This is a genomic window from Leptolyngbya sp. Heron Island J (assembly GCF_000482245.1).
Lineage (GTDB): Bacteria > Cyanobacteriota > Cyanobacteriia > Phormidesmidales > Phormidesmidaceae > Leptothoe.
Map to the genome: position 1 here is coordinate 1 of NZ_AWNH01000013.1, position 25,850 is coordinate 25,850.

Genomic DNA, 25,850 nt, shown 5'->3' on the forward strand with positions numbered 1-25,850 from the left:
CCAACTCCAGCAGACCAGTCGCTCGTTTGAATTGCCGTGCCCCCAGTTGACCTTTGCTCAAAAGGGCTTCTAGGTCGCTGCGGTCAGTGGCGCTTAACTCAAGATGACGTTTGTTCATTTGCGAATTGATCGGGGGTGGAGACGTTAATTCAGCCTATCGAACCCATCTACGATATGGCAATAAATTTACTTTCCAGAGTACTAAGGCTATCGACAACATTCAAGCAACTCGCTTAGATGAGCTAGACGCTCGCACTAAGAACTCCGTCCATAAGCTACGTCTGGAGCACCTTAACAACCAAACCAAAGCCGTTGAGAATATTCAATCCGCTCGTTTAGAAGCGTTGGATGCTCGTACTAAAGCTGTCGATAACATCCAGGAAGCTCGCCTAGATGCACTCGATTCTCGTACTAAGTCCATCCGCTAACAGATTACTGAGCTGTTGAGGTACTCGGGCTGACAAGCTTGGGGGCCCGGTGCAGACTCCGTAATCTGTGAAAGCTTCATTCTCAGGGCACCCTTTTCCTACTCAGACTCTCTCCAACAACACACACTCTAGGGCCGCTGCCATATCGGTAGCGGCTTTTCCATAGATGGAGAAGCGCCAATCTACCATCGAGACTTACTCCAAGTAGATAGGTAAAGAAAGTTAGCCGATTATAGATGAAACTTATCTTTATTTATGCCTTTATAGCCGCTAAAATTACGGGCGAGTGTGCGAGCTACGAATAAATTCACCCCAAAAATATTTCTTACCATGGCTTACACCACTATTGAGCCCACGACAGCTCCTACAATCTCTACACCACTACAGACGCCATCATCGAAATCAGCATTTGAAACGCAGCTCCAAGCTGCACTCGAACATGCCCGTCGCCTCACTGAGATGCACGGGACCGAAAGCATTGAGGTAGCCCTTGCCTGGGAAACCGTCGAAGAACTGCAAACGGCTAAAGCTAGTCACCAAAAGGTAAATCCAACAATAGCCTTTGTTCGCTACTGTGCCGAGAATCCCGATGCTTCTGAAGCTCGCGTGTATGACGTTTAGGTTATTAGACACTTGCACTCAAGTATTGCCTCTCTTCTTAATACATACACTTTAAGCCTCTACCATATCGGTAGGGGTTTTTTATTACACCCAAATGGGGCCAAAGCTCCGAGCCGCTATTAAGTTTGGCTTGACGCGATACCTGGACGGATAAAATTGGGCAGCTGTGGTGGTGATAATTCTGTTAGATACATGACAGCTTAAGAGCGTCAAGGAACAGCAAAAAAGCCCCAGCAGTCACCAGGGCTTTAGTCTAACTATCTATTGAACTCAAAAAAAGACCTATTTATCTCTGGAGCACTAACTGTCTGGCCACCTTTGGTGAAGGCTTCACCTTAAAGTCCCCATGTAATCGGGCCTTTAACTCTTGGTCTAGGGCAAACTGTTCCACAGCCGTTCCAGCTAATAGCACACTGATTTTACCAACTTTAATCGTGCCCCAGTTAATCAGAATGATACCTCGGCCTTGGTCTGGATCAAACGTAATATCAGTTAGATCAACATTTTGAAGCGATCGCAAAGGCGTTTTGTAGGTCACGCTACTCCAACAAGGAATCTCCATCCTATGAGCAACAAGGGTTGGATAAGATGAACCGTTAAAACGTGGGTTGCATTCAATCGCCAAATACTGCACGCCGTCGGGTGTTGGCACAACGGCAACATCAACAGCAAAGATCCCTTGCATGCCATGTTCACCTAACCACGTTGCTAGGGGCTCAATACTCTCCCATGGCTCGTGTTGAGACGGATAACGGTTACCTTGATGGACACAGCCTTCTAAAATTTGCTCTGACACTAGCAGAGGTTGCACACCATCAGCAGTCACTCGATACTGCAAATTCAAAAAGGCAGAGGCTTGGACTTCTGCTTGAATTTGCAGTGCGGCCTCTGGAGCCAGTTGTGCAAACGCCTTGTCTAAAGCAGACTGATCAGCGCAGCGCGTGATCCCCGCACCATGATCTGATATGGCAGGCTTGACATAGCAAGGAAATGGCATGTCTGCTGCTGCTCTCGCCGCTGATAAATTAGTAAATCGTAACGTCTTAGGAACAGCTACGCCTAAGTCGTCTGCTAACTGAATAAAGTTATTTTTGGAATTGATAAATTCAACAACTTCACACCACTGAGGATTGAGCTGAGCAAAGAACTGACGATACTGATAGTGTGAGTTGACCGCATCTCCAAAGAAATAAAATGAGGGCTCATACTCACTATGTCGATTGATTTCATCTAGAGAACACGACCAAATAACGTTATGACTGTGAGACAGTCCAACTTGTGCGTAGTGCTCCACAATGAACGCCCACTCCGACGCTAATTCAGGCGTTATCTGAATTTTATCCTCTGGATCAGTCAAGGCCAGCACTCGACCAGAAAAGAGAGTTGTACCGGCTGCATGGTCATGGGTACTGAGCCTAATATCGTGGTTAAAAATTCTCATGGTTACTCCTGAAGTTTCTTACACCAAAACATTTTGAGGTGATCTGCGTTGTATTGAAGAGCTTTGCCAACAAAGCATCAGGGAGCGATAATGATCCCGTTGGAAAACACACAACTGAGTTTTTGCATAAAGCACGGTGTTAACAAGCGATGACGCTGCTACACACACTGAACGACTTTACGCTTGAGCACAGCGATATTGGCACCGCGCTCATCATGCTGACACCTGCCCCTACTTGACGCATGATCAAGCAGCTGGGACATTGAAAATTCAGATACCAAGTGACGATTAGTCTCTGAAAGGAGCTGAGATAAAACTACATAAACAGACGGTTCACACGACTGCAGTAGCTGTTGTACCATTTGCAGTGCAACCGTTTTCAAAGCATCCTGAAGATTCAGGTCTAATACCTGATTAAGCCCAATCATTAAGGGATAAGGAGCCATTTCATTCAAGCTTTGTTGCGCCAGCATCGGGATATTTTGCTCAACAAAAATCTCTTTTCTATACAAAATTTTAAGTAATGGCAAAACAATTGCGCTACCAAACTTAGGTAACAGCCGAGAAAGTTGTTCGCGAGTTCCTTGAGATTGAGTGGTGATAAACAAATAAACGGCCAACCCTAGAAAATTTTCACAATCATAGGAATCAAGGTGTTCGCCGACACCTTCATCCTTTGCGAGAGTATAAACTGCTAACCAGTCAGCGTATTGGAGAGTGTGCTGACTATGTAGCGCAACAAAGCTTGAACCAATCAAAGTAGACATAGGCAGAAGGCTAGCAAGGTGCTAGCTTGAGTGTTACCAGATAGTAAGCAACCAAAAATAAGTCAGACTATGCATGACATGAACAGCGTTGGTAACGCCAAGATGGACTATCAACTCAAGAACCGAAGCGTTTGTCTAAGCAGTCAAAAAGATCGACAAATAAAATGTGATGCCTCACCACAAAACTTGAGACAATTAAGTATTTAACAATACGCATTTGAAGCTATTTAAGTTTTACAACCTATCAAATCGTATTGCAAGCTACAGAATAAGAAATTTTGGTTTATTCGTTGTGATTTCTTGACATTTAAGATGGGCACTGGTTTGGCATTTGGGGGATACTTCGACCAAAAGGATCGCTACAATCCTGACTCTGTATATATTTCAGCCATATCTCCCATTAAACGGAACCAGTGCCGTGCCTCATCACGAGCAACGAAACAGATACCAAAGGACCATATGTCCATCAGTTATGCCACTCTGGTAGTGATGACTGCTCCACAGTTATCAATCTGACTCAGAAAGCTGACTGTAGATACTTTCAACCAGACCATCTGAGGAATTAGCCAACTTTTTAACAACTACAGCTGCAACGCCTTCATTTTCAAGGATAATGCCCAGCAATATATGATTGGGCTCAATATGCTCATCACCTAGCTTTTTAGCTTCTGCAAAACCGATTTCTAGAACACGTTTTGCCCGAGGGGTGAACGGAATTTGCGTATCTGTAAATCCTGTCCCAAGACCAATGATCTGTTCAACTTCGTAACGTGCGTCTTCCAGGGTTATCGCTTGTTCTGAGAGAACATTGGCAGCTGCATTTTCACTATCTGCCAGCATTCCTAACAGTATCTGCTCTGTGCCAACAAAGTTGTGTCCCATTCTTCTAGCCTCATCTTGAGCCTGAACAATAATGGCACGGGATTTTTCTGTGAACCGCTCAAACATACACTAAACCTCCAAATTATTGACAACAGTTAAAATTGGATAGGCAGCAGATACCACCCTCCAAAGGCTTTCCAAAAATATGGCAACATAAGCTATCGCTGAAGTAAGCGGTGCTCAACAAAATGGATAAGATTTCAAACTCAAACTCTCAGCTAACTCTCAATCATGATCGCTTTATGCCGAGTGCCGAGCTCAGAGCATATGTTGCCGCACCTTCAAGCAGTAACGTTCCTTAAATATTCTTCAAAAGTGTCAAACAGCCTATGTTCTGACACTTGCGATCAATCCTTTAGCGGCTCCACCTCCATGAGCAGCTCAGCAACAATTATATCCACTCTAAAAAGAAATGGCACCCATGATGGGCCAACATGATAATTGGTCACTATTCCAGTGATTCCGTTACTGATTTAGCAGAGAATCAGCATCGCCTAGGTTATTCATTTATCTGTGCCTTTGCCAACCCATGCATCTTCTCTGCTGTGATTTCATCGGCTGGAAATAGACACTCAATTCGTAACTCTTGCAATGTAATGTCATAGGGTGTCCCTAACGTAGCCAGAGTGGAAAAGAATGCCAGGGTAGTGCCTGCTTTCTCGAACTTGACCGTTAACAACGGCACCTGCCAAGCTTCATAATCATTGGATTGCCAAAGCGTTTTGACATCGGGGAGTTGCAACATTTCCTGGAACAGAAGCTCCGAAAGACTATTTTCTCCAGCGGCCACTGCCTCACGATGCACCCGACGGATCGACACGGCAGCAACAGTTTTCCAATTGGTCACTATTGGTCTCAACCCATCAGGATGGAGCATGGCCTTCATTAAATTTACCTGCCCACTGGCCGAGCAACAGTTCATCAGTTGCTCCGGTTTAATCAGATATGCCCACAAACGCTGCGCCGCTTGGTTACTCTCCAACTGATTCCAATAGCGATCCATTACTATCGCTGGATAAGGCTCCTGCTGATGCAGCATAAAATCTAGCGCCTGCCGAATCGGTGCTAGCTCCGGTGCAGATAAGTCGCTCTCTACAAAAACAGGGGCAAACCCTGCTGCCGTTAGCAACGTATTTTGATCGCGAAACGGTATTTCTAAAACTGTTCCCAGTCGCAAAATCATCTCTCGACTGGGCTGGGAACGACCCGATTCCAAAAAACTCAGATGCCGCTGAGACACATCACTAGCCAACGCTAGTGCTAACTGACTAAAGCCACGCTGCTTCCGCCAGGATTTCAACAAAGTTGTAAACGCCGCTTCTGCCATCAGCTCCAGAGCTTCAATAATACGATTACCTCAGAGGTAATTGTTCCTATTATGTGGGTAAGCCATAATCGGTGCAATCACACCCATGGAGGCTCACGATGAGCACTATTTCTGCCTATCAATCCGGCACATCGCTACGCAGCAAACTCTATCTGATACTCACCATTATTGGTAGCATCCTGCCCTGGATATTTCTCGATCAGTTCCTATTCTCAGGCAATGCTTCAGCCCCAGAGTTTTTCAGACAAGCATTAGCCAATCCGGTTGCGATCGCACTCACCATTGATCTCGCCATCTCCTGTCTAGTCTTTTTCTGTTTTACTTGGTTTGAACTGAGTCGTCTAAACGTATCTCGTCGTTGGCTATGGCTCTATCTAGGTTGCACCTTTAGCATCGGCTTATCCTGTTCTCTCCCCCTCTTTTTATATATGCGAGAACGACAGCTATCACAGCTTTAAGAATTGATCAGTAACTCAGTTATTAGAGCCAATAGCTGAATTACTGGTTAGGTGAAATGAAGTCAACACCAATTCGATCAAACCGTAAAAAAATAATAATTTATAGTAGTCCTACAGGAGTAAGGATATGTGTGTCTATAATTCCAATAGTTTCATATCCATATCCTTACTCTTGAAACCATATCTAATTTATCTCTTCATATAAAGAGCGTACTCAATAAGCCATTGGTTTTAGGTTAACTATCCCTGGTAGCTCACATAGCTTCTAGAATTACGGCATACCCACAGATAATATGGAAAAATGATAACACTGTAAATACAATAATCATCGAATTAGTCTTTTCGAAAAATTGTTATCAACAATAATACAAAAACGAGTATTGTGGCCGCCAATGCAATCAGGGAAATAAACTTTAGGATCAATATGTATAGTTGCATTGGCATCACAGTTGGCCAAGATTCGAACCCGAATAATAGAAGCCTAGCTGTTAATAGTCCTCCAAACGCACCAAGAATTAAACCACCTAAGCTAATTAACCCATCGCGATTTATTAAACCGAAACTAGTGACAAAAGCTCCTATCAAAGTTAACCCATCAATACCTGGAACAGGAGTGATGGACAGAAGTATCATTAGTATCATTGCAAGTCCTATTAATATCCTTCCTGGCAAACTTTCGGATACCAATGTAAGACGAGGCTTTGAAAACAATTCAAGCTTCTGAAGCCAGGGAATCCATAACTTAACGATCTCCTGTAGCTTAGACCGTTTCAACTTGAAACGTCGAAAAGGATAAGGGAGCCAAGGTTGTCTAAAACCAAAAGCTAGCTGCAATGCTAAAAGCAGTATCATTACTCTCAATGGAGCACCTAAGCACAATATTAAAAGTACTGAATATTTGATTGATGGTTGTATGCTCACCAAAGCTAACAATGGCAGAATGAAAAGCACAAACAAACAACCGAAGGTGCGCTTACCCATCAAGAAGAATAATTCTTCTATCCCAATGGGATGATCCTCTACAGTATTTGCATCAAGAAAATAACGCTGGAGCTTGGAGGATAGCTTATTCATTCGTAATTCCAAGGTAGTTTTAAATAAAATTTAAGTTCAATGAGAGGGCTGTACTGCAATAAACATTGAAATATCTAAAATTAGTAATACCTTAACCATGTCGCCCAATGCATCTTATCCAAATCTCACTAAAATGCTTTGCATCGTTAAGGAAAATGCCGAAAATAGACCAGGCTATGTTATTCACATAAGATGTTACACCCTTCCTAAAGGTGCTTCTACGTCTTGCGTTTAGCCTTTGTTAAGGTTAGGGAAAACACTTCCAAAAAAGATGAATCGTTTATTTATCTAAACAGCCTTAACCTTATAGTAAACGTCTACAGCTCCATAGCTCCTCTATACAAAAGATCACCTAAGTCCCCATTTCACTATGCAAATCCATCGCCTTAATGCTTGGTCAGATAATTATATTTTTTTGCTTCAGGACGGACCTAGAGCAGCCGTTGTTGATCCAACTGAAGCGCCGACTGTCCTAAAGAAGCTTGAGGAATTGGGGGCTGAACTCACCGCTATTTTCAACACCCATCACCACGGCGACCATGTGGGGGGAAATCGGGCACTGCTGGCCAAATTTCCTAGCACAATGGTTTACGCTAGCGCAGCTGATCGCGATCGCATCCCTGGCCAAACAATCTTCCTAAATGAAGGCGATAACGTCACATTTGGTGACCGCACTGGCCAAGTCTTCTTTGTACCTGGTCACACTAGAGGCCACATTGCCTATTACTTTCCCCCGGTTGCCGCTGACGAACCAGGCGAATTATTCTGCGGCGATACCCTATTCGCTGGTGGCTGCGGACGACTGTTTGAAGGCACCCCAGCGCAAATGGTCGCTTCCCTGAGCAAACTGCGGCAGCTGCCAGACAATACCCGAGTTTGGTGCGCCCATGAATATACCCTGAACAATCTCAAATTCGCAGTAACTGTAGACAGCCAGAACCCAGACCTACAAGACCGTTACCGACAGGTCCAAGCTGCTCGCCAGCATCAAAGAGCCACAGTCCCTTCGCTACTTGGCATTGAGAAAAAAACAAATCCCTTTTTACGCTGGGATCAGCCCGCACTGCAAACCATCGCCAAAATAAAAGAACCGGCCCGCGTTTTTGGTCGTATTCGCGGTATGAAGGATAGGTTTTAAGACATCACCCGATTGGGTGATCTAGTTGGGTGATGCTAAGTCATCGGGCCATTTATACATTGAGGACATACTACACAGACACACTGCTGTATGGCCTTAGCTACCTCCCCTGCTATCAAAATATCAGGTGGCCTCGCCATCACCCTATTATGGCTGGTTTCTATTAACGTTTTTCAGATGAAATTAGCACAGTGGCAGCTTGCACAGTGGCAGCACATGCATACAACGACAATCGATAATTCAGAGCCCTGGCAGGTGAGCACACTAGAGATGACAGATGCGGTGTCAATTGATAAGTTCGCGTTCGCGTCATCGCATCCTATGCCATTGTTCTCTCCACAATTATCCAGCCTTGGTTTATACAATCGTTATTTCGGTACAACGACAACCCTGCTCTATACTAGATAATCAGGCGCAAAGCAAGAATGCTAAGAATTCTCTTAGTCAATGTTATAGATTTTTATGCCGCTCACAGTTTTAATTGTTGAAGATGACCCCATGATGCGTTTGGGCCTTACCCACTCCCTAGCACAAAAAAATACTGTCACCGTGATTGGTGAAGCTAGTGATGGTTATCAAGGGGTGATGATGGCTATATCTCAGCAACCCAGTGTGGTACTCATGGATGTGGGCATGCCCCGGCTTGATGGCATCGCGGCCACTCAACAGATTAAACAATCATCACCTAACATTCGGGTTGTCATCTTCACCTCCCATACCGATCGCACCGAGGTAATCGCGGCCCTCTCTAGCGGGGCAGATGCCTACTGTATTAAAGGTACGAATATAGACACCTTGATGCAAGCCATTGAAGTAGCCGCTACTGGCGGCATTTATCTAGACCCTCAGATTGCCCAACAGGTGATGACCTGTTTGACGCAGCCCCCATCGACTCCCATTCCCGATCATCCGTTATCGAATCGCGAACTTGAAGTGCTTAAGTTAATCGTTGAAGGGTACAGTAACCCAGAAATTGGAGAGAAGTTATTTCTCAGCACTAATACGGTTAAAACCTATGTCAAGGGAATCATGAATAAACTCGTTGTCAATGACCGCGTGCAAGCCGCTGTACTAGCCTTGAGAAAAGGATGGGTTGACTAACGGTAGCGTAAACCAAAAGGTACTGCCCTGGCCCAGATTAGAGTCAACACCAATCATGCCACCGTGGGCCTCAATAATTTGCTGGGCAATGTGCAGCCCTAGACCAATACTTAAATGACGACGGCGATGGCCTTGGGAATATAAGCTAAAAATTTGTGCACATTGTTCAGCTGTCATCCCCACACCGTTATCTCCCACAGAGCAGCGTATATGAGATTGAGGAACAGACTGGATCGATGCCTTTATCCAAATTACAATACCTGGCGGATTATGGTTTAGAGCATTGATGATCAGGTTATGAAAGACTCTCCACAGCTGAGTATGATCACCAGAAATTGTTGGTAGCTCTTTTGATAGCTGATTTTCTACTGTAATATTAGATTCTCTTAGGTGCGGCGCTAATTCTTGACAAACTGCCTCGACTAGAGGATGGAGCGCTACTTGCTGCCGTTGTAAAACCAGACCTTGAAGATTGTTATTGTGGGCTTCTAAAAGGCTGTTAATTAAAACCAGCTGTCGTTCGCCACCTGCTAACATTTGCTCTAACAGCGACCGTGGCATCGGAATCGTGTCACCAGGCTGCGTGAGCAAGCTTTTGAGTAACAGCTGAGTCCCCGTGACTGGATTACGCAAATCATGGGAAACCGCATGCAAAAATGTCTGGATTTCTTGACGAGCCTCAAACTCTTTGTAACGCAACCGCTCGTAGAGATAGACGGACAGATCAGCTACAACACAAACCCACAGGAGATAGATATAGGCAGCGACAGAGCCTAACACCAGGTTAGAGCGTTCTGTTGCATCTTCTGCCCTTAAAAAGGCCACTATGAGTAGCAACATTAAGGGAATTAGCAGCGTGAGTTGCGATCGCAAATGCAGCTGCCACCGCACAGGTACCACGGTGGACTGGGCTAAAAACACCATGGTCCAAAAGATCACATCTGCATCATCTAGATTACCGGCAATGACTGCAGCCACCAACAGCGTTAGCGTTAGCCCGGATGACATGCCCCAAAAGATCACTCCTGGATGACGCTTACCCCAGGAGAGCGTCTGTAATCCCAGGGCAATCGCAAAGACAAGTCCAACCACAGCATCAACAACAAAATTATATTGTTGACTCCGCTCGGGACCCCAGAACAAGATCCAAGATTCCAACAAAACAAAACTGATGAGCACAAATGAAAATAGCCAAATCAGTAATCTCAGACGCTGATGAAAAAAGCGTCGTCGCCACTGCTTGTAAACATTCAGCACACTAGGTGATTGAGTTGACCCATTAAAGTAGCGACGCCACCAACTATGCAAATGCTCTAACAAGACGTACCCCCACGACATCTGGCCGCTTACAACAACGCAAACGAACTAATAAACCGATTGACATCTGTCTCATCATCGTCGATCGCTAGCAGCAAATAAGCACGTTCCTCAACCAGGTACAATCGCATATCCAGCGTAACTTGCTCATGACTCCAGCGATAGCGTCGGCCTGGATGCCCGGCCAGGTTAACATCCACTTCTAATGCCTTTAAATCATCTGGATTAAGATCTTCGAATGAGTCTCTCAGGTAGTCGAGCACAGTATCAGCCCCTTGGTCTAGAAAAGCAGCCGGTAAATCAGAGTACGCCACCATATACTGACCAGTATTGTCAACCCTCTCAAAGAGATGAATCTCAATAGGTTCACCTTCTATATCATCATCTTCAACGGTCAGTTCAGGAGGGGTCGGAAATGCAATTTCAAATCGCCCTGCGGCTGAGGAATAGAGAGAACTCTGAGCAACTTGCCATGGGGCTACGGGTTCATAGGCCATCACTGGTGTGGTCGGCAACATCCCCAAACCGACTACTACAACGATGCCCTCCATCATCAATCGACGGATAAGTCGAGAACTACGCTGATTCGTATTCATATTAATGATTCTCCAAAACTAGTCAGTTAGTCCATAGCTGGCCAACCCGTCTAAAGCCTAGTTCTGGGAGTGAAAGTCTAACCACACCCATCGCTATCACCCGATCGGGTGATTCTTATCTGAGCAGCTTTGATACAAACAGAAAATCAAACATTAGCTCTATCTGCCCCAGAATATCTTTTCTTGGAATAAAGCAAACCCATAGGTACTCATACCCGTGTCACGGTTGTCCCGTCACAGATTTAAAGTTGCCTTGAATGGGCCTGATTCTATAGAATGTTAGACTGCACAAGTTTTATATGGGTCAAAGAAGGAGACTGGGCCGCATAAACCGTTTTCACGTTTAGGACTGTGTCCAAAACGTATTCAAAGAACGATTTATCTGGGCCTGAGCAAAACTACTATGGCAAAACGGGTTCAGTTAGTTCTAAGTCAAGACATTAGCAAGCTGGGTAAGGAAGGCGACCTCGTCGAAGTAGCACCTGGCTATGCTCGCAATTATTTGCTGCCTCGCGGGTTGGGCTACCGGGCCACTCCCGGTGTGCTCAAGCAGGTGGAACGTCGTCGCGAAGAAGAGCGTCAGCGTCTAGAGCAGATTAAAAATGATGCGGAAGCGATGAAGACTGCGATCGCAACCATCGGTCTCTTCACCATCAAGAAAGAAGTCGGCGAAAACGACGCCATTTTTGGTACCGTCACCGCAGACGAAGTCGCCGAACTGATCAAGACCAACACCAGCAAAGACATCGATAAGCGCGACATTGAAGTGCCCCCCATCAACAAACTGGGCGAGTACACCGTCCTAGTCAAGCTTCATAGTGAAGTCACAGCTGAGCTGCGGCTTCGAGTTGCCTAAATCAGCCATACAGCTGCAGGCATCAAAACTCTATGCCTCCAAATGACACCCTCATAACTCAAACTAGCCCTGGGTTTCTCGCCAACTCTGGGGCTTTTTTGTGAGTTTCCATCCTTCACCATTCCTCCAGCAATACTTAAGGGTGGCCAAGTTTTTACAGGATCATATTGACCGTCTGGCACACTGAATCATAACAACTTTGAGACGATATAATACAAATGAACTATTTTAGTTTTATCAGCGTTCCCCAGGGAGCATTTACACTTTTATCTACATGTAGCGTCATCATCTTATCCTTAACGCTATATTTGGATTATTAAACCACTCATTGTCGGGAGCGGTATCAGTGCAACCTGGCTACCTAGCATACGCTTCAAACATTTGACCGCTGCTGATTTAGAGGATGAATCGATCGGTGAGCAACGCTAGACACCGATATCGTCAAGACAAAATCATCCCGAGGATCCGCAACGCCAAAATTTTTATACCACCTGCCACTCCCTAGCCCCATTATCCTGTTGCCTGAAGGTCATCATGGCTCAAGAACACAAATTTCAAGCAGAATTTGATCGTCTCCCCCCTCAGAACATTGATGCTGAAGAAGCTATTTTAGGAGGCATCTTGCTAGACCCGGAAGCCATCGGGCGCGTCACCGAAATCTTGGTCCCCGAGGCGTTTTATATTGCGGGTCATCGCGAAATATACCGGGCAGCCATTGAACTACAGGCCAAGGGAAAACCCACCGATCTAACCACTTTAGCCTCCTGGCTCAAAGACCATAACCTACTGGAAAAAGCCGGGGGTCAGGCTCGGCTGGCCCAGCTGTTTGACCGTACCATCAGTGCTGCCAATATTGACCAGTACGCCAAACTGGTGATGGACAAATATACCCGCCGTAAGCTTATCCAAATTGGCGGCGAAATTGCCCAGCTCGGCTACGAAACTGAGAGCCCGTTAGAAACCGTCCTGGATCACTCTGAGCAAAAAATCTTTGGCATTACTCAGGAACGACCCCAGCAAGGTCTTACCGCTACATCAGATATCCTCACCGAAACCTTTGATGATATTGAACAGCGCTCCATGGGCATGGTGCTACCCGGTTTGTCCTGTGGTTTCTATGATCTCGACGCCATGACCCAGGGTTTTCAGCGGTCTGACCTGATCATCGCCGCTGGGAGACCAGCAATGGGCAAAACCAGCTTCGTTTTGAACGTAGCTCGCAATATCGCTGGCGGGCATAAGCAGCCGATTGCTATCTTTAGCTTAGAGATGTCAAAACAGCAGCTGGTGTATCGTCTGCTGTCAGCAGAAGCCAGAATTGAAAGCGGACGCCTACGCACAGGACGCATCGGTCAGCATGAGTGGGAACCCCTGGGTCACGCCATCAGCTCTCTTTCGCAGATTCCTATTTTTATCGATGATACTCCCAATATCTCAGTCACAGAGATGCGCTCTAAGTGTCGCCGACTCAAAGCAGAAAATGGCGGAGCATTAGGTTTAATCCTGATCGACTACCTCCAGCTGATGGAGGGCAGCAGCGATAACCGTGTGCAAGAACTTTCAAAAATCACTCGTTCGTTAAAAGGTCTCGCCCGAGAATTAAACGTTCCAATTATTTCTCTCTCCCAGCTCAGTCGTGGCGTAGAATCAAGAACTAATAAGCGTCCGATGATGTCTGATCTTCGTGAAAGTGGCAGTATAGAACAGGATGCAGATTTGATTATGATGCTGTATCGAGAAGAGTATTACGATCCGGATACGCCTGATCGAGGTCTCGCAGAAGTTATTATTGCAAAGCATCGTAATGGCCCAACCGGTACAGTAAAACTGTTGTTTGAGCCGCAGTATACTCTCTTTAGAAATCTGGCAAAACCAAATTCATAACGTTGAGAAGAGAATTATTCTTCAACACGATAACCAAGTTCTGCCAGGTGCGATCGCGACTGTCGCCACCGCGACTGCACCTTCACAAACACCTCTAGATACACCTTACCCGCAATCAGCTTTTGCATTTGCTCACGGGCAGCGGTGTTGATTACCTTCATCATCGAACCCTTTTTGCCAATCAAAATCCCCTTTTGAGAATTGCGTTCCACAAAAACCGTAGCCAGAACATTCGTAATCGTAGGAGTTTCTTCTACCCGCTCAATCGCTACCGCTACGGAATGAGGCACTTCCTCACGCGTATGTAACAACACCTGTTCGCGAATCAGCTCGCCCATAATAAACCGCTCTGGCTGATCTGTAACCAAATCAGGCGGATAGTAATAAGGACCAACATCAAGCCGTTCAATCAAGCTGGTCTTCAAAGCATCCAGTCCTGTCTCTGTTACCGCCGAGAACTTACAAACGGGCCAGCCATTTTCCTCAGCCAAAGCCTGATAGCTAATATCAATCATCTGGGCCTTCGTCTCAGACTGCAGATCAGCTTTGTTAATACCCAAAATAATAGGTACCTCACTACGTTTCAGCAAATCTGCAATAAACAGATCGCCACGGCCCAGCTCACTAGTACCATCCACAACAAACAACGTCACATCCACGGAATTAATCGCAATGCGGGCATTTTTCACCAGCACTTTGCCCAGCTCGTGGTGAGGCTTATGAATCCCAGGAGTGTCCACAAAAATCACCTGTGCCTTGGGCAGCGTCATCACACCACGGAGTCGATTGCGAGTCGTCTGTGCCACTGGCGAGGTGATCGCAATCTTTTGCCCCACCATCGTATTCATTAGCGTTGACTTACCTACATTGGGACGTCCCACAATCCCAACAAATCCGGAACGAAACCCCGGTGGCGGTGTTGGGGTTCCCCCCAGCTCAATGGTCATGCTTGTCTTATCACTACTAACTACTAACTATTTCTCATGGATCGGTAGGTCGTGCCCACCCTAGGCTTCACCGGTAATATGAATCACAACATCACGGCGATAGCCATGGCTACGGTGTTCCCACAGGTAAATTCCCTGCCAGGTACCCAATGCCAACCGACCATTCATAATGGGAATTTGCTCTGAAGTATGGGTTAATGCCGTCCGTAAATGGGCAGGCATATCATCGGGGCCCTCAGCACTGTGATGGTAATCGTTTCCCTCTGGGACCAGTTTGGCCAAAAAGTTTTCCATATCCACCAGCACATCAGGATCAGCATTTTCCTGAATCACCAAACTTGCTGAAGTGTGACGTAAAAACAAGCAACATAGTCCAATTCTCACCCGAGATTCACGCACAGCATCCTGTACTTGCATCGTAAAGCGCTGTAGGGATTTAGGACGGGTGTGTAGCGTTAGCACCGTCTGATAATGCACAGATGTTGACTTGGTAGGAGTCATGGTGATGCCCTCTGAAATAAAGACTCATCATGCTTTTCAGCATAGAGCAGGACTTATATCACGTCCAAGCTACATCCTATAATTTCCCTTAAGTTAAAACGGCTGGACGTAAACCAAGCCTAGTCCAGAGTACCTGGGTTGGTGATAAACAACCTAAAGTTTTCACGGAGTCAAGTTGTATCAATTACCAAGCCGGGCATCTTGAACATACAGCTACCTGGTGATTTATGCTGCTTCCAAGCCCCATTATTGTCATCATGCAGGGAGTGCCCGCATGGAATCATTGGCGGCAGATGCAAGCACCTGACACAGCAGCTCCCCAGCTGAGAGAGGCTCTGTTGATCCGTGCCAAACTGTCCAGGATTGATCTTAGTCAAATAGACTGCTGCATCAGTAATTTCTCGGGAGCTACTTTATCTCACGCAGACCTTTCCCAAGCCATTTTCTACACCGCTAATTTATCTCAGGCCAGATTAGACTGTGCCAGATTACCAGGGGTGGACATGCGTGAAGCAAATTTAAGGGATGCCAGTCTCGTTAAAGTGCAGGGCCAGCACACTAATTTTGCTATGGCAGATTTGCAGGGTAGCCAACTCAGAGAAGCGATTTTGACCGACAGTAACTTTTGCGAGGCCTCCTTAGTAGAGGTTGATGGCTGTATGGCCCAGCTTAGTCAGTGCAATCTTAGCTATACCAACCTAAAAAATAGCCTTTTTTACACAGCTGATCTGCAGCACGCAAACCTGAGGCAGGCAAATCTAACGGCAGCAGATTTTCGAGAAGCTAATCTGACTCAGGCACTTTTAGAAGATATTAATGGCTGTCAAACAAGTTTTGCCAGGGCCATTTTAGACCGCGCTGTGCTGACGGGAGCATTGCTCAAATCAGCTAATTTTACGATGGCCAATTTGCAGCTTACTATTCTCAATCAGGCCAACCTCAGCCATGCCCAGCTTAAAAACGCCATTTTGACGGAGGCGAGCCTAGTGGGAGCAACACTTGACCGGGCACAGTTGCAAAATAGCAATATGGCACAAACAGATTGTCGCAACGCCCGGTTTAGGGAAGCCAATCTAGACAATGTAAATCTGCAAGGGGCTGACCTCAGCGGGGCCAATCTGAGTAAAGCTGGGTTACTAGGGAGCTGTCTCAGAGATGTCAACTTGAGCAATGCTGACCTTAGCTATGTTGACCTACGCCAAACTGAACTAACTGGCGCAGATTTAAGCCAGGCTATTTTGACGGGAACTCAGCTACCACAAGGGTACCAGTGCACCAAGTCTCAGGTCAGCAATACTGGGGTTTATAGGTGGCAAGCGGCTTAAGAGGTCAGAGGCAGGAGATGTTGGCTACATATACCCGTAGATGCGGCTCTTAATACCATGCACCGCTGCTTCGATGAGTCAGCTCAAATAATCGCTGATGGCATTCGCGATCGCAGCATTCCCATCCGTGGCCAGTTTCTCTCCTTTGGGGGGTACCAGCGGTTGCTCTAAAAACGACCAATCTCCGCCAAAAAAGGCCTCACTGTTTAGGAGTTGATGATGGGCATGGCGTTGAATACCATCCAGCAGCAACTGCGCCTCAGCAAACCCCTCACGGGGCAAGGTCACCACTCCTCGCTCCAAACGACAGGCTTCCGCAAAGGTGCTATAGCCGGGTTTAGAAACAACGCGATCGCACAGCACCATCATGTCCGCAGGTCGCAACGATAGATCGACAATCTTAATCAGATTGGGTAACTCTGGCGCTTGTCGATCAAAGGTCAGAAACTGCCAGTCAGGATAGGCCCGTAACGCTTTTTCATAGGGAATTTTCGCCAGACCCAAACCGCCAAAGGTGAGAAGCACCGTGAGATCGCTGGGGGTGGTAATCCCAAATCGCTCACGTATCGCCTCGGCCGTCAGCTTGGGCGTACCGCCGGTCAGCCCCACATCAAGAATGTTGGGAAAAGCCGTCATCGCCTCATGAAAAGGGAGTCGAAACATGCGATCGCACTCCCTAAAACAAGCCGCAATCCAATCCGCAATTGCCTCAAATTCACCACCCCAGGGTCGATAAATAAAGTCCCACCCAAAATTACCCATCATCCAACAGGGCAGATCTACCGCCTTAGCTAGCTGGGTCAGTAGGGGAGGAATATCTCCTAAGATCAGACCAACCCCTGTATTTTTAATAAACTCAATCTCAGGTGCCAGAATCTCATCTTGATGATCACGGATCCATTTAAGCTTCTCTAACGTGGCCGCCTTATCCATCGTCAAGCTATCGCTTTGTAGCACACCAATATCAAAACTTACTGGCCGATAGGTGACCCGCTCAGGTTGCAAATAGGATTGCAATAGCCATTGAGGAGCCGTCGTTGCCAGAATAATCTCCACATCTGGACGGATCTGTTGCAATGTCAATAACACCGATGCAGCACGAGTGGAATGGCCAAAGCCATGGTTAGTAATGGCGACATAAAGCCTAGGCATAAAACAAATGCTCCTAAAAACAAGCGGAATAGCTTCAACCCAAACAGCTGCCCCTGCATACTTCTGATTAACCTTTACGTCACCTCAAGTGACTTCACTCGATCTGGGGTATGGAACCAACCCGATTGGGTGATGTGAGCTGAAATTTCACAGGCCATGCTAAAAGGTGTCTTTTCCAGAGATAGGGAATCATGTCTTTCAAAAAAATGGCTGGCAATCAACTTCTGAAGCTTGGGCTTATCGGTTTAGGCATGGGGAATATTGTCGCGGGGATGCCCGCCTTGGCAGCCCCTGCACCTGTCTTTGAGCCAATGATTGACGAACTTGCTACTTCAAAATTTGAGATCCGCCTGCCCACATCTATACCCGCTGATGTCGAACTATATCCGTTTAGCCGACCAATACATCCTGGTATCCATATCCTGACTGTTGGCACAACACCTGAATGTTCAGGTGAGCGTTGTCTGGCCTTTAATATTGTGACCATCCCAGAGCCCAACACCTGGCCAACTCCAGAGGAAAATCGTTTAACGCCTCTGACACCCATTGTCTTAGGCAACGGGATTCAAGGCTATACCGCAGAAGCTAGAGGATTTGCCTCCGTGGAATGGATGCAGGATGGCACGCTCTATATCTTGAACTACAGCACAGAGCTACTGTCTTTTGAGGATGCGATCGCAATGGCCACCTCCATGGCGATCGAACCACCAGTGTCTGAGTCGCAATAACCGGCTCTTACAGTTAACGAGAAGCATCCGAGGAATCAGGGGTGAGCAAAACCATAGAAAATCCCTGCGAGCCTTGATCTAAAAGCGCTTTTCTCAGCCATCATCAAATCATAAAAGTAGAAATGGTGAGACAGCTAAGCTGCCTCACCACTCACAGATTTATGCCATAAGAGACCACATGGTGACCAAATTCTCAGAATGAATTGGCCATTACAGTCAGTGCGTGATTACAAAACAGGCACAAACCGCTCTTTCTCAGGGACTGTCGTGTACTCAGCTACAATCTGGCGGAACTCATCCCCATCGAGAGTTTCCTTCTCGATCAGAATATCTACCACCCGATCTACAGCGGCACGATTATCTTCAATCATCTGCTTAGCATCGTCGTAGCACTTCTCAACGATACTGCGTACCTGCTCATCAATACGCTGGGATACGGTTTCAGAGTATTCAGAGCGGTTACCCCAACTGCCGCCTAAAAAGACTTCACCTTGGGGATTCTCCAGAGCAAGGGCTCCTAGCTCAGACGACATGCCAAAGCGGGTCACCATTTGACGGGCCATGGATGTTACCTGCTGCAGGTCGTTGCCAGCACCAGTAGTCACTTCAGCCTCACCAAAGATGATATCCTCAGCGGCGCGGCCTCCCAAAGCACCCGTAATTCTTGCCAAGAGCTGGGCACGGGAGATCAGCATCTGATCTTCACTAGGGGTAAACCAGGTGAGACCCTGGGCCTGACCACGAGGAATCAGCGTTACTTTTTGTACCGGGTCATGGGCCTTAACCAGGGTACCAATTAGAGCATGACCAACTTCGTGATAAGCAATTAAACGCTTGCTCTTACCATCGACTAGAGGTGTGCCTTCCATACCGGCGATGACGCGGTCTACGGCATCATCAATTTCCAGCATCGTAATGGCTTCTTTACGACGGCGTGCAGTCAAAATAGCGGCCTCGTTTAGCAAGTTGGCCAGGTCAGCACCAGTGAAACCAGGGGTACGACGTGCGATCGCATCCAATGAAATCTCATCCGCTAGCTTCTTATTGCGGGCATGGACTTCGAGTACTGCGATCCGCCCCTTAACATCAGGTGGATCAACCGATACCTGACGGTCAAAACGACCGGGACGCAGCAATGCAGAGTCAAGCACATCAACTCGGTTAGTCGCTGCAATCACGATGATGCCGCTGTTGCCCTCAAAGCCGTCCATCTCGGTCAGCATCTGGTTGAGGGTTTGCTCACGCTCGTCATTACCGCCACCAATACCGGAACCACGGGAGCGACCAACCGCATCAATCTCGTCGATAAAGATGATACAAGGCGCATTCTCCTTGGCTTTCTTAAACAGGTCACGGACACGGGAGGCACCGACACCCACAAACATCTCTACAAATTCAGAACCGGAGATACTGAAGAAAGGCACACCGGCTTCACCAGCAATAGCTTTGGCCAGCAGTGTCTTACCAGTTCCAGGAGGCCCCACCAGCAAAACACCCTTCGGAATACGAGCACCTACAGCCGTAAAGCGCTCAGGCTTCTTCAGGAAGGTAACTACTTCTTGAAGCTCTTCCTTAGCCTCATCAATACCGGCCACATCATCAAACATGATGCCAGTCTTAGCTTCCATCATGAAACGGGCTTTGGACTTACCAAAATTCATGGCCTGGCCGGGACCACCACCAACGCCACCGTTAGAACGACGGAATAGGAAAAATAGACCCGCGATTAGCAAGAACGGGAATAGTAGATTGCCCAGGATGCCAACGAACGCACCATCATTACGGGGTGGGTGGGAATCCAGGCTAATGTCAGAATCGCGGAGACGCTCAACTAGTTCAGGAGCACTGCCTGGCAAATCTACACGCCAGCGCATGATCCGATCATCCAGCTGTGGATCAACCGCTTCAATAATGGCTGTCCGGCCACCATCATAGAGGTCAACCGCCGTCACTCGGCCGGCATCTAAATAGTCTAAAAACCGACCATAGGTCATACGGGTACTCGCCGTATTACGACTCATATTTGCGGGGTCTCCGCCCATGGAACCCTGCCAGAAGAAAAACCCAATTAATAGGGCTGGCAACGTCCAGAGCAAAATGACTCTCCAAGAAAGCTTCATATCTCGGTGGCCTCTTTTTAATTAACAGTCCTAACTGCCTAAGCAGATTGAAAAGCAAGTTCTAAAGCAAGCTGCTAAAACCTGTAGGTCGACTAAAAAAACTGCCAAGGGCAACTGATTAAGTCAATTAGGTTTTATTAGCTACATTGTTTACTAAATGTAACGTAATTTCTCAGATACAAGCAATCCGTTACGTAGTCACTATGTTAACGAGCGATCGCAAATTCACTAGCCAGCTTGCCAAAATCCATGGAATTAGGCGGTAGCCAGTGCGATCGCAGCTTCCAGACGACCTTGATCAAACCCGCGCTGATGCAAAATTAACCAAGACTCCACCAAGTCCGGTCCCTGCATATCTCCCATTAGAGCGGCTCGCAGAGATCTCATAATCAAACCTTTTTTAACCCCCAGAGCCTTAGTCACCTGGTTGATCAGTCCCTTAGCATCACTGGCCTCGGTAAGCCCCTCGTGAGCCTTCAGCGCCTCCAAGACGGACTGCATCGCCGTCGCCACCCCATCTTTTTTAAGCTGCTCTGCCGCTGCATCGGCAAAATCCATCGTCGGCGTAAAGAAAAAGCGGCTCAGCTCTACACAGTCCTTTAACCGAGTCAGACTAGGACCATTTAATGCCGCTAGCTTGAGCAACCAATCCCGATCGGCCTCTCGATCAAACCCATATCCCGCTTCGTGAAGATAGGGGACAATCAGCTCCAGTAGCTTCTCCGGGGATTTTTGATGGAGATACTGACTGTTGATCCAATCCAGCTTATCCCAGTCAAATTTAGCGCCAGCCTTATTCACCCGCTCAAAGCTAAATAGTTGAGCCGCCTCATCTAAGGAGAAGATCTCCTGGGCATCCGGGGCAGACCACCCCAACAGGGTCATATAGTTAGCCAGAGCTTCAGGCGTAAAGCCCATGGCCTGAAAGTCTGAAATCGAGGTGACACCATCTCGCTTAGACAGCTTGGCCCCCTTTTCATTCAAAATCAACGGTGTATGAGCAAATTGAGGTACCGGCATCCCCATTGCCTCATAGAGCAAGATTTGCTTTGGGGTGTTGCCCACATGGTCTTCCCCACGAATGACGTGGGTAATGCCCATATCAGCATCATCAATCACCACCACAAAGTTATAGAGCGGCTGACCAATTTCCGTACTAGAAGAGGCCCGCGCAATCACCATATCACCGCCTAAATCACGTCCTTTCCACTGGACGGGACCGCGCACCATGTCGTTCCAGGTAATGTCACGGTCATTGTCGATCTTAAAGCGGATCACAGCCTGACGCCCCTCAGCTTCAAAGGCTGCTATTTGGTCGGGGGTCAGATCGCGATGCTGATTGTTATAGCGAGGCGCTTCACTGCGAGCCTTCTGCTTTTCTCGCATTTCATTGAGTTCTTCAGGGGTTTCATAGGCACGGTAAGCCAGTCCGTTATCTAACAGTTCCTGAATTTTGGGTTGATACAGCCCCATACGCTGGGTTTGATAAACTGGCTCTTCATCCCAGTTCAGCCCCAGCCACTGGAGACCATCCATAATGTTCTGAGTGTATTCAGGCTTGGAGCGCTCCAGGTCTGTGTCCTCCACTCGCAGCAGAAAGGTACCTCCCTGGGAACGGGCAAACAGCCAGTTAAAAACCGCAGTTCTGGCTGTCCCAATGTGAAGATTGCCAGTGGGACTCGGAGCGATCCGAACGCGAACAGACATGGTGATAGTGCCAAAGACGAAACAGCTAGGTCTATCAGCGTACTATACGGCTGACAAAACTACGTTAACGCTCAGTTCGGGGAGTTGAGAATCTGGCAAACTACCGATCCTCAGGGAGTACGGGGTTTTCTACCACACCGGTCTCACAATCCAAGCCACACTGTAAATACGTTCACTTGGCCTCTTCCCTGCAGAGCTACACCATGGGGCGGCACAGCGGACGAATTTAATCACAAGGGACTCTGACTATGATTGTTTTCCCTGTCCTTCTGTTTCTGTTTTTAGTGCTGCTATTGCCACTGGTCATTACCGGGTTCACCCTCGATATAGTGCAGGTTGCTGTTGTCAAACTAGGTTTTGCTCCTCAATTAGCGGTGCTATTACTAGTTGCGATCGTTATTGGCAGCGCCATCAATATCCCGCTTTATCAGCGAGAGATACAACCAGCAGGAATGCCCTGGTTGATGGAGTCAGCTCGTCGTCGCACCCTAGTAGCGCTCAACGTAGGTGGCGGTTTAATCCCAATTATCTTGGCGATATATCAGTTAACGCGAGGTCATATCCTGGCCATTCTGACGACGACGGCCATCGTTACCCTCATCAGTTATTTTTCTGCCGAGATCGTCCCAGGCAATGGGATTCGCATGAATGCGATGGTGGCCCCATTGACCGCCGTTATCTGTGCCTGGTTACTGGGAGCCGATGCGGCTCCTCAAGTGGCATTTGCGGGTGGCATCCTGGGAACGTTGATTGGAGCAGATCTATTACACTTGCGTGAAGTCGAACATCTGGCCTCCGGAATATTAAGTATTGGCGGTGCAGGTGTTTTTGACGGGATTGCTTTGTGTGGCTTGTTTGCCCTCCTTTTAGCTTGAGGTCAGATGTAAAGATCTGACAAAGCAGTCTGAGTGATCCACAACCCTTGGAACAATGGTGTTGTGGATAATTCTTTATGAATTAGAACAATTTGTATTGCTATAAGGTAAAGCCTAATGGGACTGAGCGAGAAAATCCAAGACCGGACCGTCCGGGCCAACATTGCGGCTGACTGCGCCAAGCTGATTGACCAACAGGTCGCGGCCAAGGGGGGCCTGTCCGGCATGGCCATGAAAACTGCCTATGGTGTCATCAAAGGCATTGGTTCGGGCTATATCCCCGGTGCAATTGATCGAATCTTGCCTGATGCCTGCCAAGCAATTGAGCCGATCTGGCAGGAAGGTGCGGCTACGGGCGATCCAGTTAAGTACCTGAGCGAGCATAGCGATCGCACTGCTGACAGCCTGCTCAGCGTGACAGATGCCCGTATACAAACCACTAGGCACGCTATTTTAAGTTCTACCTATAAAAAACTACGCAAGTCGGTCAAAAACGACGTTGAAGCCGCCGTTCCCGATCTGGCTCAAATTATTCAAAGCCACGCCGTGTAGGGATCTCTGACTACCAAACCCGCCAATCCTCCCAATCCAGATTAAAGATTGACGTATTAGGAAAGGCAGTGGGGTTACCACTCGTTTGCAGCCGCTGCTGCAGCTCCAAGAGTTCTGGCTTTAGCCTGGGTAAGTCATCCACCAAGGTGTAGGGCAGCAACTGATTGTCCAGGGCATAGTCAATGGTTGCTCCAGCGGCTATGCCTGCGGACCATTCAAAGGAATGTACGCGATAAGCGGCAGCAGCAATCGTACTAGTGGCAATACTTTTGCCAGCCACTAGCAAGTTATCAATATTCTGTGGAATCAAGGACCGCAGCGGAATTTGGCCTGGGTAGCTCTGACCGTGGGCTCGTCGGACCCCCGCTCGTTCAGTGTTGCCCGGCAGTTCAGGCGGTGCCAATTCCATACAAGGATGAAAGTCAATGGCATACTGGGCAATCCCTACAGAGTCCGGGAATATGGTGGACCGTGTCCGACGCGGAATCTCGGCAGCTGCTTGCTCGGTCTCGATCGCGGCGGTAGTTTCTAATCCCGCTAACGCCCGCCGCAGCGACAGATACATACTATCTGGCAGCTGAGTCTGATAGTATTCATCGTTATAATCAACGCGGGAAATATCAATTTCATTGATCATAAATCCATCGGGATGACCAAAGGCCGGTCGCCCGACAATCCGACGCCCTTCGCGAATATAGGGATACTTTGACAACCCATGGGCCGTATTCATCGGTGCATCAAAGCCCTCTAAAAAGCGATGGCGCACGTCCACAGATTTAACGCCGTAGCCCAGCTGAGAATCCGTCAGTCCTGCCACTAGCCAGTAATAGTAACTAAAGGCATTCTCTTCACCCCGTCGCAGGGTATCGACTCGCAAACCGCCCAGCCAGCCTCCTGGGTCTAGCTGACCAGCGGCCTCTAGCTGCTCATGGGAATAGATGAGATTATCGACGGAGGTACCGGGGCGATAGTCATTTCCCCAGGTCCAGTTCTGCATGGAAATATCGCCGGGTTTAATATCGCTTACTCCAAAAATCCGCCGTTCAGGCCGGTCCCCTGGGGCCAGTAGCCGCCGATAGGTAAATACAAAATCAATGTAGTTCGTGTTTTCCCGAGGGCGCTCAAAGCTGAAGTAGGGCGCATAGATATCGTAGTAATCGGGTCTCACCTGGTCCTGGGGCGTGGCAGTACGCTCCATGGCAAAGGTGTAGGTGAAGCCCTGAGTACAGTAGGCATCGCCGGTAAACGTTGGCGACGACGGATTGAGGTATGACTTGGGGTCTAACCCCAGTCGGTAGGGGACACCGGATAGGGCAATAATTTCGCCAGTCTCCGTAGCTTCGACCACATACCAGTCGACAGGGCCTTCATGACCGCTGGGCTGAAAGCGAATAATTTTTTTCCTTAAACGCTCTGAGTCCTCGTAGCGGTAGGCATCTTCGTAGTAGGCCGATAGGGTTTCAGTGTTGAGGGGTGGGGTGCCTGGTGCTGGGCTGTGTTGGATTGCGATCGCATCCACAATCATCGCACCCTCAACATCCACCTGTTTCACCACGGTCGACGGGAACCACTTCAGCGTCCCATTCCCATCACGAGCAGCTTCATCGAGCATATCCACCAGAATGTCGTTGGCATCGGCGGGCAAAAAACAAACCGCACTCACCCAACAGTCACCAGGGTTTTGACGCCCATAGTGTTCCAGAACTCGCTGTCGTAGCTCTTGGTAGCCAGCGGCATAGAACAGCAGCTGACGCTGACGTCTGGCTTCATCCAGAGCCGTTGTTCCCTGAGACGTTAACTGCCCCCCCAGCCAATCTGTCATCTCCGTCAGGCATACCGTCCGCCCAGACCGTAAACTCTCATAGGCGGTGGCCACTCCTGCTAGACCGCCCCCTACCACCAATACATCACAACGCTCGGTCTGATCGATACGACTGGGTGCAGCAGCCACCGGACTAGCCACCACTAGGGCCAGTCCTATCGCCGACAGCCAGTGCCGACTCAAAGAGTTCCACACAACGCTGACTGAAATTCGCATACAAATCTTCCTTGG

Annotated in this window: 24 protein-coding genes and 1 pseudogene; 12 read left to right on the forward strand and 13 right to left on the reverse strand. The window is 47.9% G+C overall.

Annotation, left to right across the window (positions count from 1 at the left end; translation table 11 throughout):
• Positions 1-200: 200 nt before the first annotated feature.
• Positions 201-428: pseudogene (locus N836_RS43265) on the forward strand (hypothetical protein); the annotation flags it as partial.
• 330 nt (positions 429-758) lie between these two features.
• Entirely contained in the window at positions 759-1,049 is a 291-nt protein-coding gene (locus tag N836_RS43270; protein WP_023070824.1) for a Calvin cycle protein CP12, read from the forward strand.
• A gap of 286 nt (positions 1,050-1,335) precedes the next feature.
• Here N836_RS43270 and N836_RS43275 read toward each other — a convergent pair whose 3' ends face one another.
• The 4 genes from N836_RS43275 to N836_RS43290 form a co-directional block, all read right to left on the reverse strand.
• Positions 1,336-2,490: a hypothetical protein gene (locus tag N836_RS43275; protein WP_023070825.1), complete on the reverse strand. Its 1,155-nt coding sequence runs from the start codon at positions 2,488-2,490 to the stop codon at positions 1,336-1,338.
• 158 nt (positions 2,491-2,648) lie between these two features.
• Positions 2,649-3,257 carry a hypothetical protein gene (locus N836_RS43280; protein WP_023070826.1) on the reverse strand — a complete coding sequence of 203 codons (609 nt, stop codon included), beginning with the start codon at positions 3,255-3,257 and terminating at the stop codon, positions 2,649-2,651.
• Positions 3,258-3,764: 507 nt separating this feature from the next.
• The gene (locus tag N836_RS43285) at positions 3,765-4,205 is read right to left on the reverse strand and encodes a Clp protease N-terminal domain-containing protein (RefSeq protein ID WP_023070827.1); all 441 of its coding nucleotides are present in this window, start codon (positions 4,203-4,205) and stop codon (positions 3,765-3,767) included.
• A 433-nt stretch (positions 4,206-4,638) separates the two neighbouring features.
• On the reverse strand, positions 4,639-5,466 hold the full coding sequence (locus tag N836_RS43290; RefSeq protein ID WP_023070828.1) for a helix-turn-helix domain-containing protein: 828 nt from the start codon (positions 5,464-5,466) through the stop codon (positions 4,639-4,641).
• A gap of 98 nt (positions 5,467-5,564) precedes the next feature.
• On the opposite strand from N836_RS43290, the gene N836_RS43295 reads away from it, so the two are divergent.
• Positions 5,565-5,924, forward strand: coding sequence for a DUF2834 domain-containing protein (locus tag N836_RS43295; RefSeq protein WP_023070829.1), 360 nt, complete (start codon positions 5,565-5,567; stop codon positions 5,922-5,924).
• A 333-nt stretch (positions 5,925-6,257) separates the two neighbouring features.
• Here the strand turns inward: N836_RS43295 and N836_RS43300 are convergent, their stop codons facing one another.
• The gene (locus N836_RS43300) at positions 6,258-6,998 is read right to left on the reverse strand and encodes an exopolysaccharide biosynthesis protein (RefSeq protein WP_023070830.1); all 741 of its coding nucleotides are present in this window, start codon (positions 6,996-6,998) and stop codon (positions 6,258-6,260) included.
• Between the two features lie 370 nt (positions 6,999-7,368).
• On the opposite strand from N836_RS43300, the gene gloB reads away from it, so the two are divergent.
• The 3 genes from gloB (at position 7,369) to N836_RS43315 (ending at position 9,237) form a co-directional block, all read left to right on the forward strand.
• Complete coding sequence (gene gloB / locus N836_RS43305; RefSeq protein WP_023070831.1) at positions 7,369-8,136, forward strand: hydroxyacylglutathione hydrolase; 768 nt, start codon at positions 7,369-7,371, stop codon at positions 8,134-8,136.
• 90 nt (positions 8,137-8,226) lie between these two features.
• A complete protein-coding gene (locus N836_RS43310; RefSeq protein WP_023070832.1) occupies positions 8,227-8,544 on the forward strand; it encodes a hypothetical protein in 318 nt (105 codons plus the stop codon).
• A 54-nt stretch (positions 8,545-8,598) separates the two neighbouring features.
• Positions 8,599-9,237 carry a response regulator gene (locus N836_RS43315; RefSeq protein WP_023070833.1) on the forward strand — a complete coding sequence of 213 codons (639 nt, stop codon included), beginning with the start codon at positions 8,599-8,601 and terminating at the stop codon, positions 9,235-9,237.
• Here the strand turns inward: N836_RS43315 and N836_RS72820 are convergent.
• On the reverse strand, positions 9,208-10,575 hold the full coding sequence (locus tag N836_RS72820; RefSeq protein ID WP_023070834.1) for a sensor histidine kinase: 1,368 nt from the start codon (positions 10,573-10,575) through the stop codon (positions 9,208-9,210). The two genes, N836_RS43315 and N836_RS72820, sit on opposite strands and share 30 nt — an antisense overlap.
• A gap of 8 nt (positions 10,576-10,583) precedes the next feature.
• A complete protein-coding gene (locus tag N836_RS43320; protein ID WP_152532048.1) occupies positions 10,584-11,150 on the reverse strand; it encodes a hypothetical protein in 567 nt (188 codons plus the stop codon).
• Positions 11,151-11,553: 403 nt separating this feature from the next.
• On the opposite strand from N836_RS43320, the gene rplI reads away from it, so the two are divergent.
• The gene (gene rplI, locus N836_RS43325; protein WP_023070836.1) at positions 11,554-12,006 is read left to right on the forward strand and encodes a 50S ribosomal protein L9; all 453 of its coding nucleotides are present in this window, start codon (positions 11,554-11,556) and stop codon (positions 12,004-12,006) included.
• A gap of 534 nt (positions 12,007-12,540) precedes the next feature.
• Positions 12,541-13,890: a replicative DNA helicase gene (dnaB, locus tag N836_RS43330; RefSeq protein WP_023070837.1), complete on the forward strand. Its 1,350-nt coding sequence runs from the start codon at positions 12,541-12,543 to the stop codon at positions 13,888-13,890.
• Positions 13,891-13,904: 14 nt separating this feature from the next.
• Here the strand turns inward: dnaB and era are convergent, their stop codons facing one another.
• Together era and N836_RS43340 are read right to left on the reverse strand one after the other, a co-directional pair.
• Entirely contained in the window at positions 13,905-14,837 is a 933-nt protein-coding gene (era, locus tag N836_RS43335) for a GTPase Era (RefSeq protein ID WP_023070838.1), read from the reverse strand.
• Between the two features lie 60 nt (positions 14,838-14,897).
• Positions 14,898-15,338, reverse strand: a complete 441-nt coding sequence (locus tag N836_RS43340; protein ID WP_023070839.1) for a secondary thiamine-phosphate synthase enzyme YjbQ — start codon at positions 15,336-15,338, stop codon at positions 14,898-14,900.
• A 227-nt stretch (positions 15,339-15,565) separates the two neighbouring features.
• Here N836_RS43340 and N836_RS43345 point away from each other — a divergent pair, with 227 nt between their 5' ends.
• Complete coding sequence (locus tag N836_RS43345; RefSeq protein ID WP_023070840.1) at positions 15,566-16,663, forward strand: pentapeptide repeat-containing protein; 1,098 nt, start codon at positions 15,566-15,568, stop codon at positions 16,661-16,663.
• Between the two features lie 78 nt (positions 16,664-16,741).
• Here the strand turns inward: N836_RS43345 and N836_RS43350 are convergent, their stop codons facing one another.
• Positions 16,742-17,815: a glycosyl transferase gene (locus tag N836_RS43350; RefSeq protein WP_023070841.1), complete on the reverse strand. Its 1,074-nt coding sequence runs from the start codon at positions 17,813-17,815 to the stop codon at positions 16,742-16,744.
• 191 nt (positions 17,816-18,006) lie between these two features.
• On the opposite strand from N836_RS43350, the gene N836_RS43355 reads away from it, so the two are divergent.
• Complete coding sequence (locus N836_RS43355) at positions 18,007-18,543, forward strand: hypothetical protein (RefSeq protein ID WP_152532049.1); 537 nt, start codon at positions 18,007-18,009, stop codon at positions 18,541-18,543.
• A 227-nt stretch (positions 18,544-18,770) separates the two neighbouring features.
• Here the strand turns inward: N836_RS43355 and ftsH2 are convergent, their stop codons facing one another.
• Both ftsH2 and gltX read right to left on the reverse strand, forming a co-directional pair.
• Positions 18,771-20,663, reverse strand: a complete 1,893-nt coding sequence (gene ftsH2 / locus N836_RS43360) for an ATP-dependent zinc metalloprotease FtsH2 (RefSeq protein ID WP_023070843.1) — start codon at positions 20,661-20,663, stop codon at positions 18,771-18,773.
• A gap of 255 nt (positions 20,664-20,918) precedes the next feature.
• Positions 20,919-22,370, reverse strand: coding sequence for a glutamate--tRNA ligase (gene gltX, locus N836_RS43365; protein WP_023070844.1), 1,452 nt, complete (start codon positions 22,368-22,370; stop codon positions 20,919-20,921).
• Positions 22,371-22,618: 248 nt separating this feature from the next.
• On the opposite strand from gltX, the gene N836_RS43370 reads away from it, so the two are divergent.
• Together N836_RS43370 and N836_RS43375 are read left to right on the forward strand one after the other, a co-directional pair.
• Positions 22,619-23,245 (forward strand): DUF1614 domain-containing protein, encoded by a 627-nt coding sequence (locus N836_RS43370; RefSeq protein ID WP_023070845.1) that lies wholly within the window; start codon positions 22,619-22,621, stop codon positions 23,243-23,245.
• Positions 23,246-23,362: 117 nt separating this feature from the next.
• Positions 23,363-23,797, forward strand: coding sequence for a DUF6918 family protein (locus N836_RS43375; RefSeq protein WP_023070846.1), 435 nt, complete (start codon positions 23,363-23,365; stop codon positions 23,795-23,797).
• Between the two features lie 10 nt (positions 23,798-23,807).
• Here N836_RS43375 and N836_RS43380 read toward each other — a convergent pair whose 3' ends face one another.
• Positions 23,808-25,835, reverse strand: coding sequence for an FAD-dependent oxidoreductase (locus tag N836_RS43380; protein WP_023070847.1), 2,028 nt, complete (start codon positions 25,833-25,835; stop codon positions 23,808-23,810).
• Positions 25,836-25,850 lie beyond the last annotated feature (15 nt).

Coding starts and splice junctions, on each gene's coding strand:
- N836_RS43270 (WP_023070824.1), top strand. CDS start 759: ATGGCTTACACCACTATTGAGCCCACGACAGCTCCTACAATCTCTACA.
- N836_RS43275 (WP_023070825.1), bottom strand. CDS start 2,490: ATGAGAATTTTTAACCACGATATTAGGCTCAGTACCCATGACCATGCA.
- N836_RS43280 (WP_023070826.1), bottom strand. CDS start 3,257: ATGTCTACTTTGATTGGTTCAAGCTTTGTTGCGCTACATAGTCAGCAC.
- N836_RS43285 (WP_023070827.1), bottom strand. CDS start 4,205: ATGTTTGAGCGGTTCACAGAAAAATCCCGTGCCATTATTGTTCAGGCT.
- N836_RS43290 (WP_023070828.1), bottom strand. CDS start 5,466: ATGGCAGAAGCGGCGTTTACAACTTTGTTGAAATCCTGGCGGAAGCAG.
- N836_RS43295 (WP_023070829.1), top strand. CDS start 5,565: ATGAGCACTATTTCTGCCTATCAATCCGGCACATCGCTACGCAGCAAA.
- N836_RS43300 (WP_023070830.1), bottom strand. CDS start 6,998: ATGAATAAGCTATCCTCCAAGCTCCAGCGTTATTTTCTTGATGCAAAT.
- gloB (WP_023070831.1), top strand. CDS start 7,369: ATGCAAATCCATCGCCTTAATGCTTGGTCAGATAATTATATTTTTTTG.
- N836_RS43310 (WP_023070832.1), top strand. CDS start 8,227: ATGGCCTTAGCTACCTCCCCTGCTATCAAAATATCAGGTGGCCTCGCC.
- N836_RS43315 (WP_023070833.1), top strand. CDS start 8,599: ATGCCGCTCACAGTTTTAATTGTTGAAGATGACCCCATGATGCGTTTG.
- N836_RS72820 (WP_023070834.1), bottom strand. CDS start 10,575: ATGTCGTGGGGGTACGTCTTGTTAGAGCATTTGCATAGTTGGTGGCGT.
- N836_RS43320 (WP_152532048.1), bottom strand. CDS start 11,150: ATGAATACGAATCAGCGTAGTTCTCGACTTATCCGTCGATTGATGATG.
- rplI (WP_023070836.1), top strand. CDS start 11,554: ATGGCAAAACGGGTTCAGTTAGTTCTAAGTCAAGACATTAGCAAGCTG.
- dnaB (WP_023070837.1), top strand. CDS start 12,541: ATGGCTCAAGAACACAAATTTCAAGCAGAATTTGATCGTCTCCCCCCT.
- era (WP_023070838.1), bottom strand. CDS start 14,837: ATGACCATTGAGCTGGGGGGAACCCCAACACCGCCACCGGGGTTTCGT.
- N836_RS43340 (WP_023070839.1), bottom strand. CDS start 15,338: ATGACTCCTACCAAGTCAACATCTGTGCATTATCAGACGGTGCTAACG.
- N836_RS43345 (WP_023070840.1), top strand. CDS start 15,566: ATGCTGCTTCCAAGCCCCATTATTGTCATCATGCAGGGAGTGCCCGCA.
- N836_RS43350 (WP_023070841.1), bottom strand. CDS start 17,815: ATGCCTAGGCTTTATGTCGCCATTACTAACCATGGCTTTGGCCATTCC.
- N836_RS43355 (WP_152532049.1), top strand. CDS start 18,007: ATGTCTTTCAAAAAAATGGCTGGCAATCAACTTCTGAAGCTTGGGCTT.
- ftsH2 (WP_023070843.1), bottom strand. CDS start 20,663: ATGAAGCTTTCTTGGAGAGTCATTTTGCTCTGGACGTTGCCAGCCCTA.
- gltX (WP_023070844.1), bottom strand. CDS start 22,370: ATGTCTGTTCGCGTTCGGATCGCTCCGAGTCCCACTGGCAATCTTCAC.
- N836_RS43370 (WP_023070845.1), top strand. CDS start 22,619: ATGATTGTTTTCCCTGTCCTTCTGTTTCTGTTTTTAGTGCTGCTATTG.
- N836_RS43375 (WP_023070846.1), top strand. CDS start 23,363: ATGGGACTGAGCGAGAAAATCCAAGACCGGACCGTCCGGGCCAACATT.
- N836_RS43380 (WP_023070847.1), bottom strand. CDS start 25,835: ATGCGAATTTCAGTCAGCGTTGTGTGGAACTCTTTGAGTCGGCACTGG.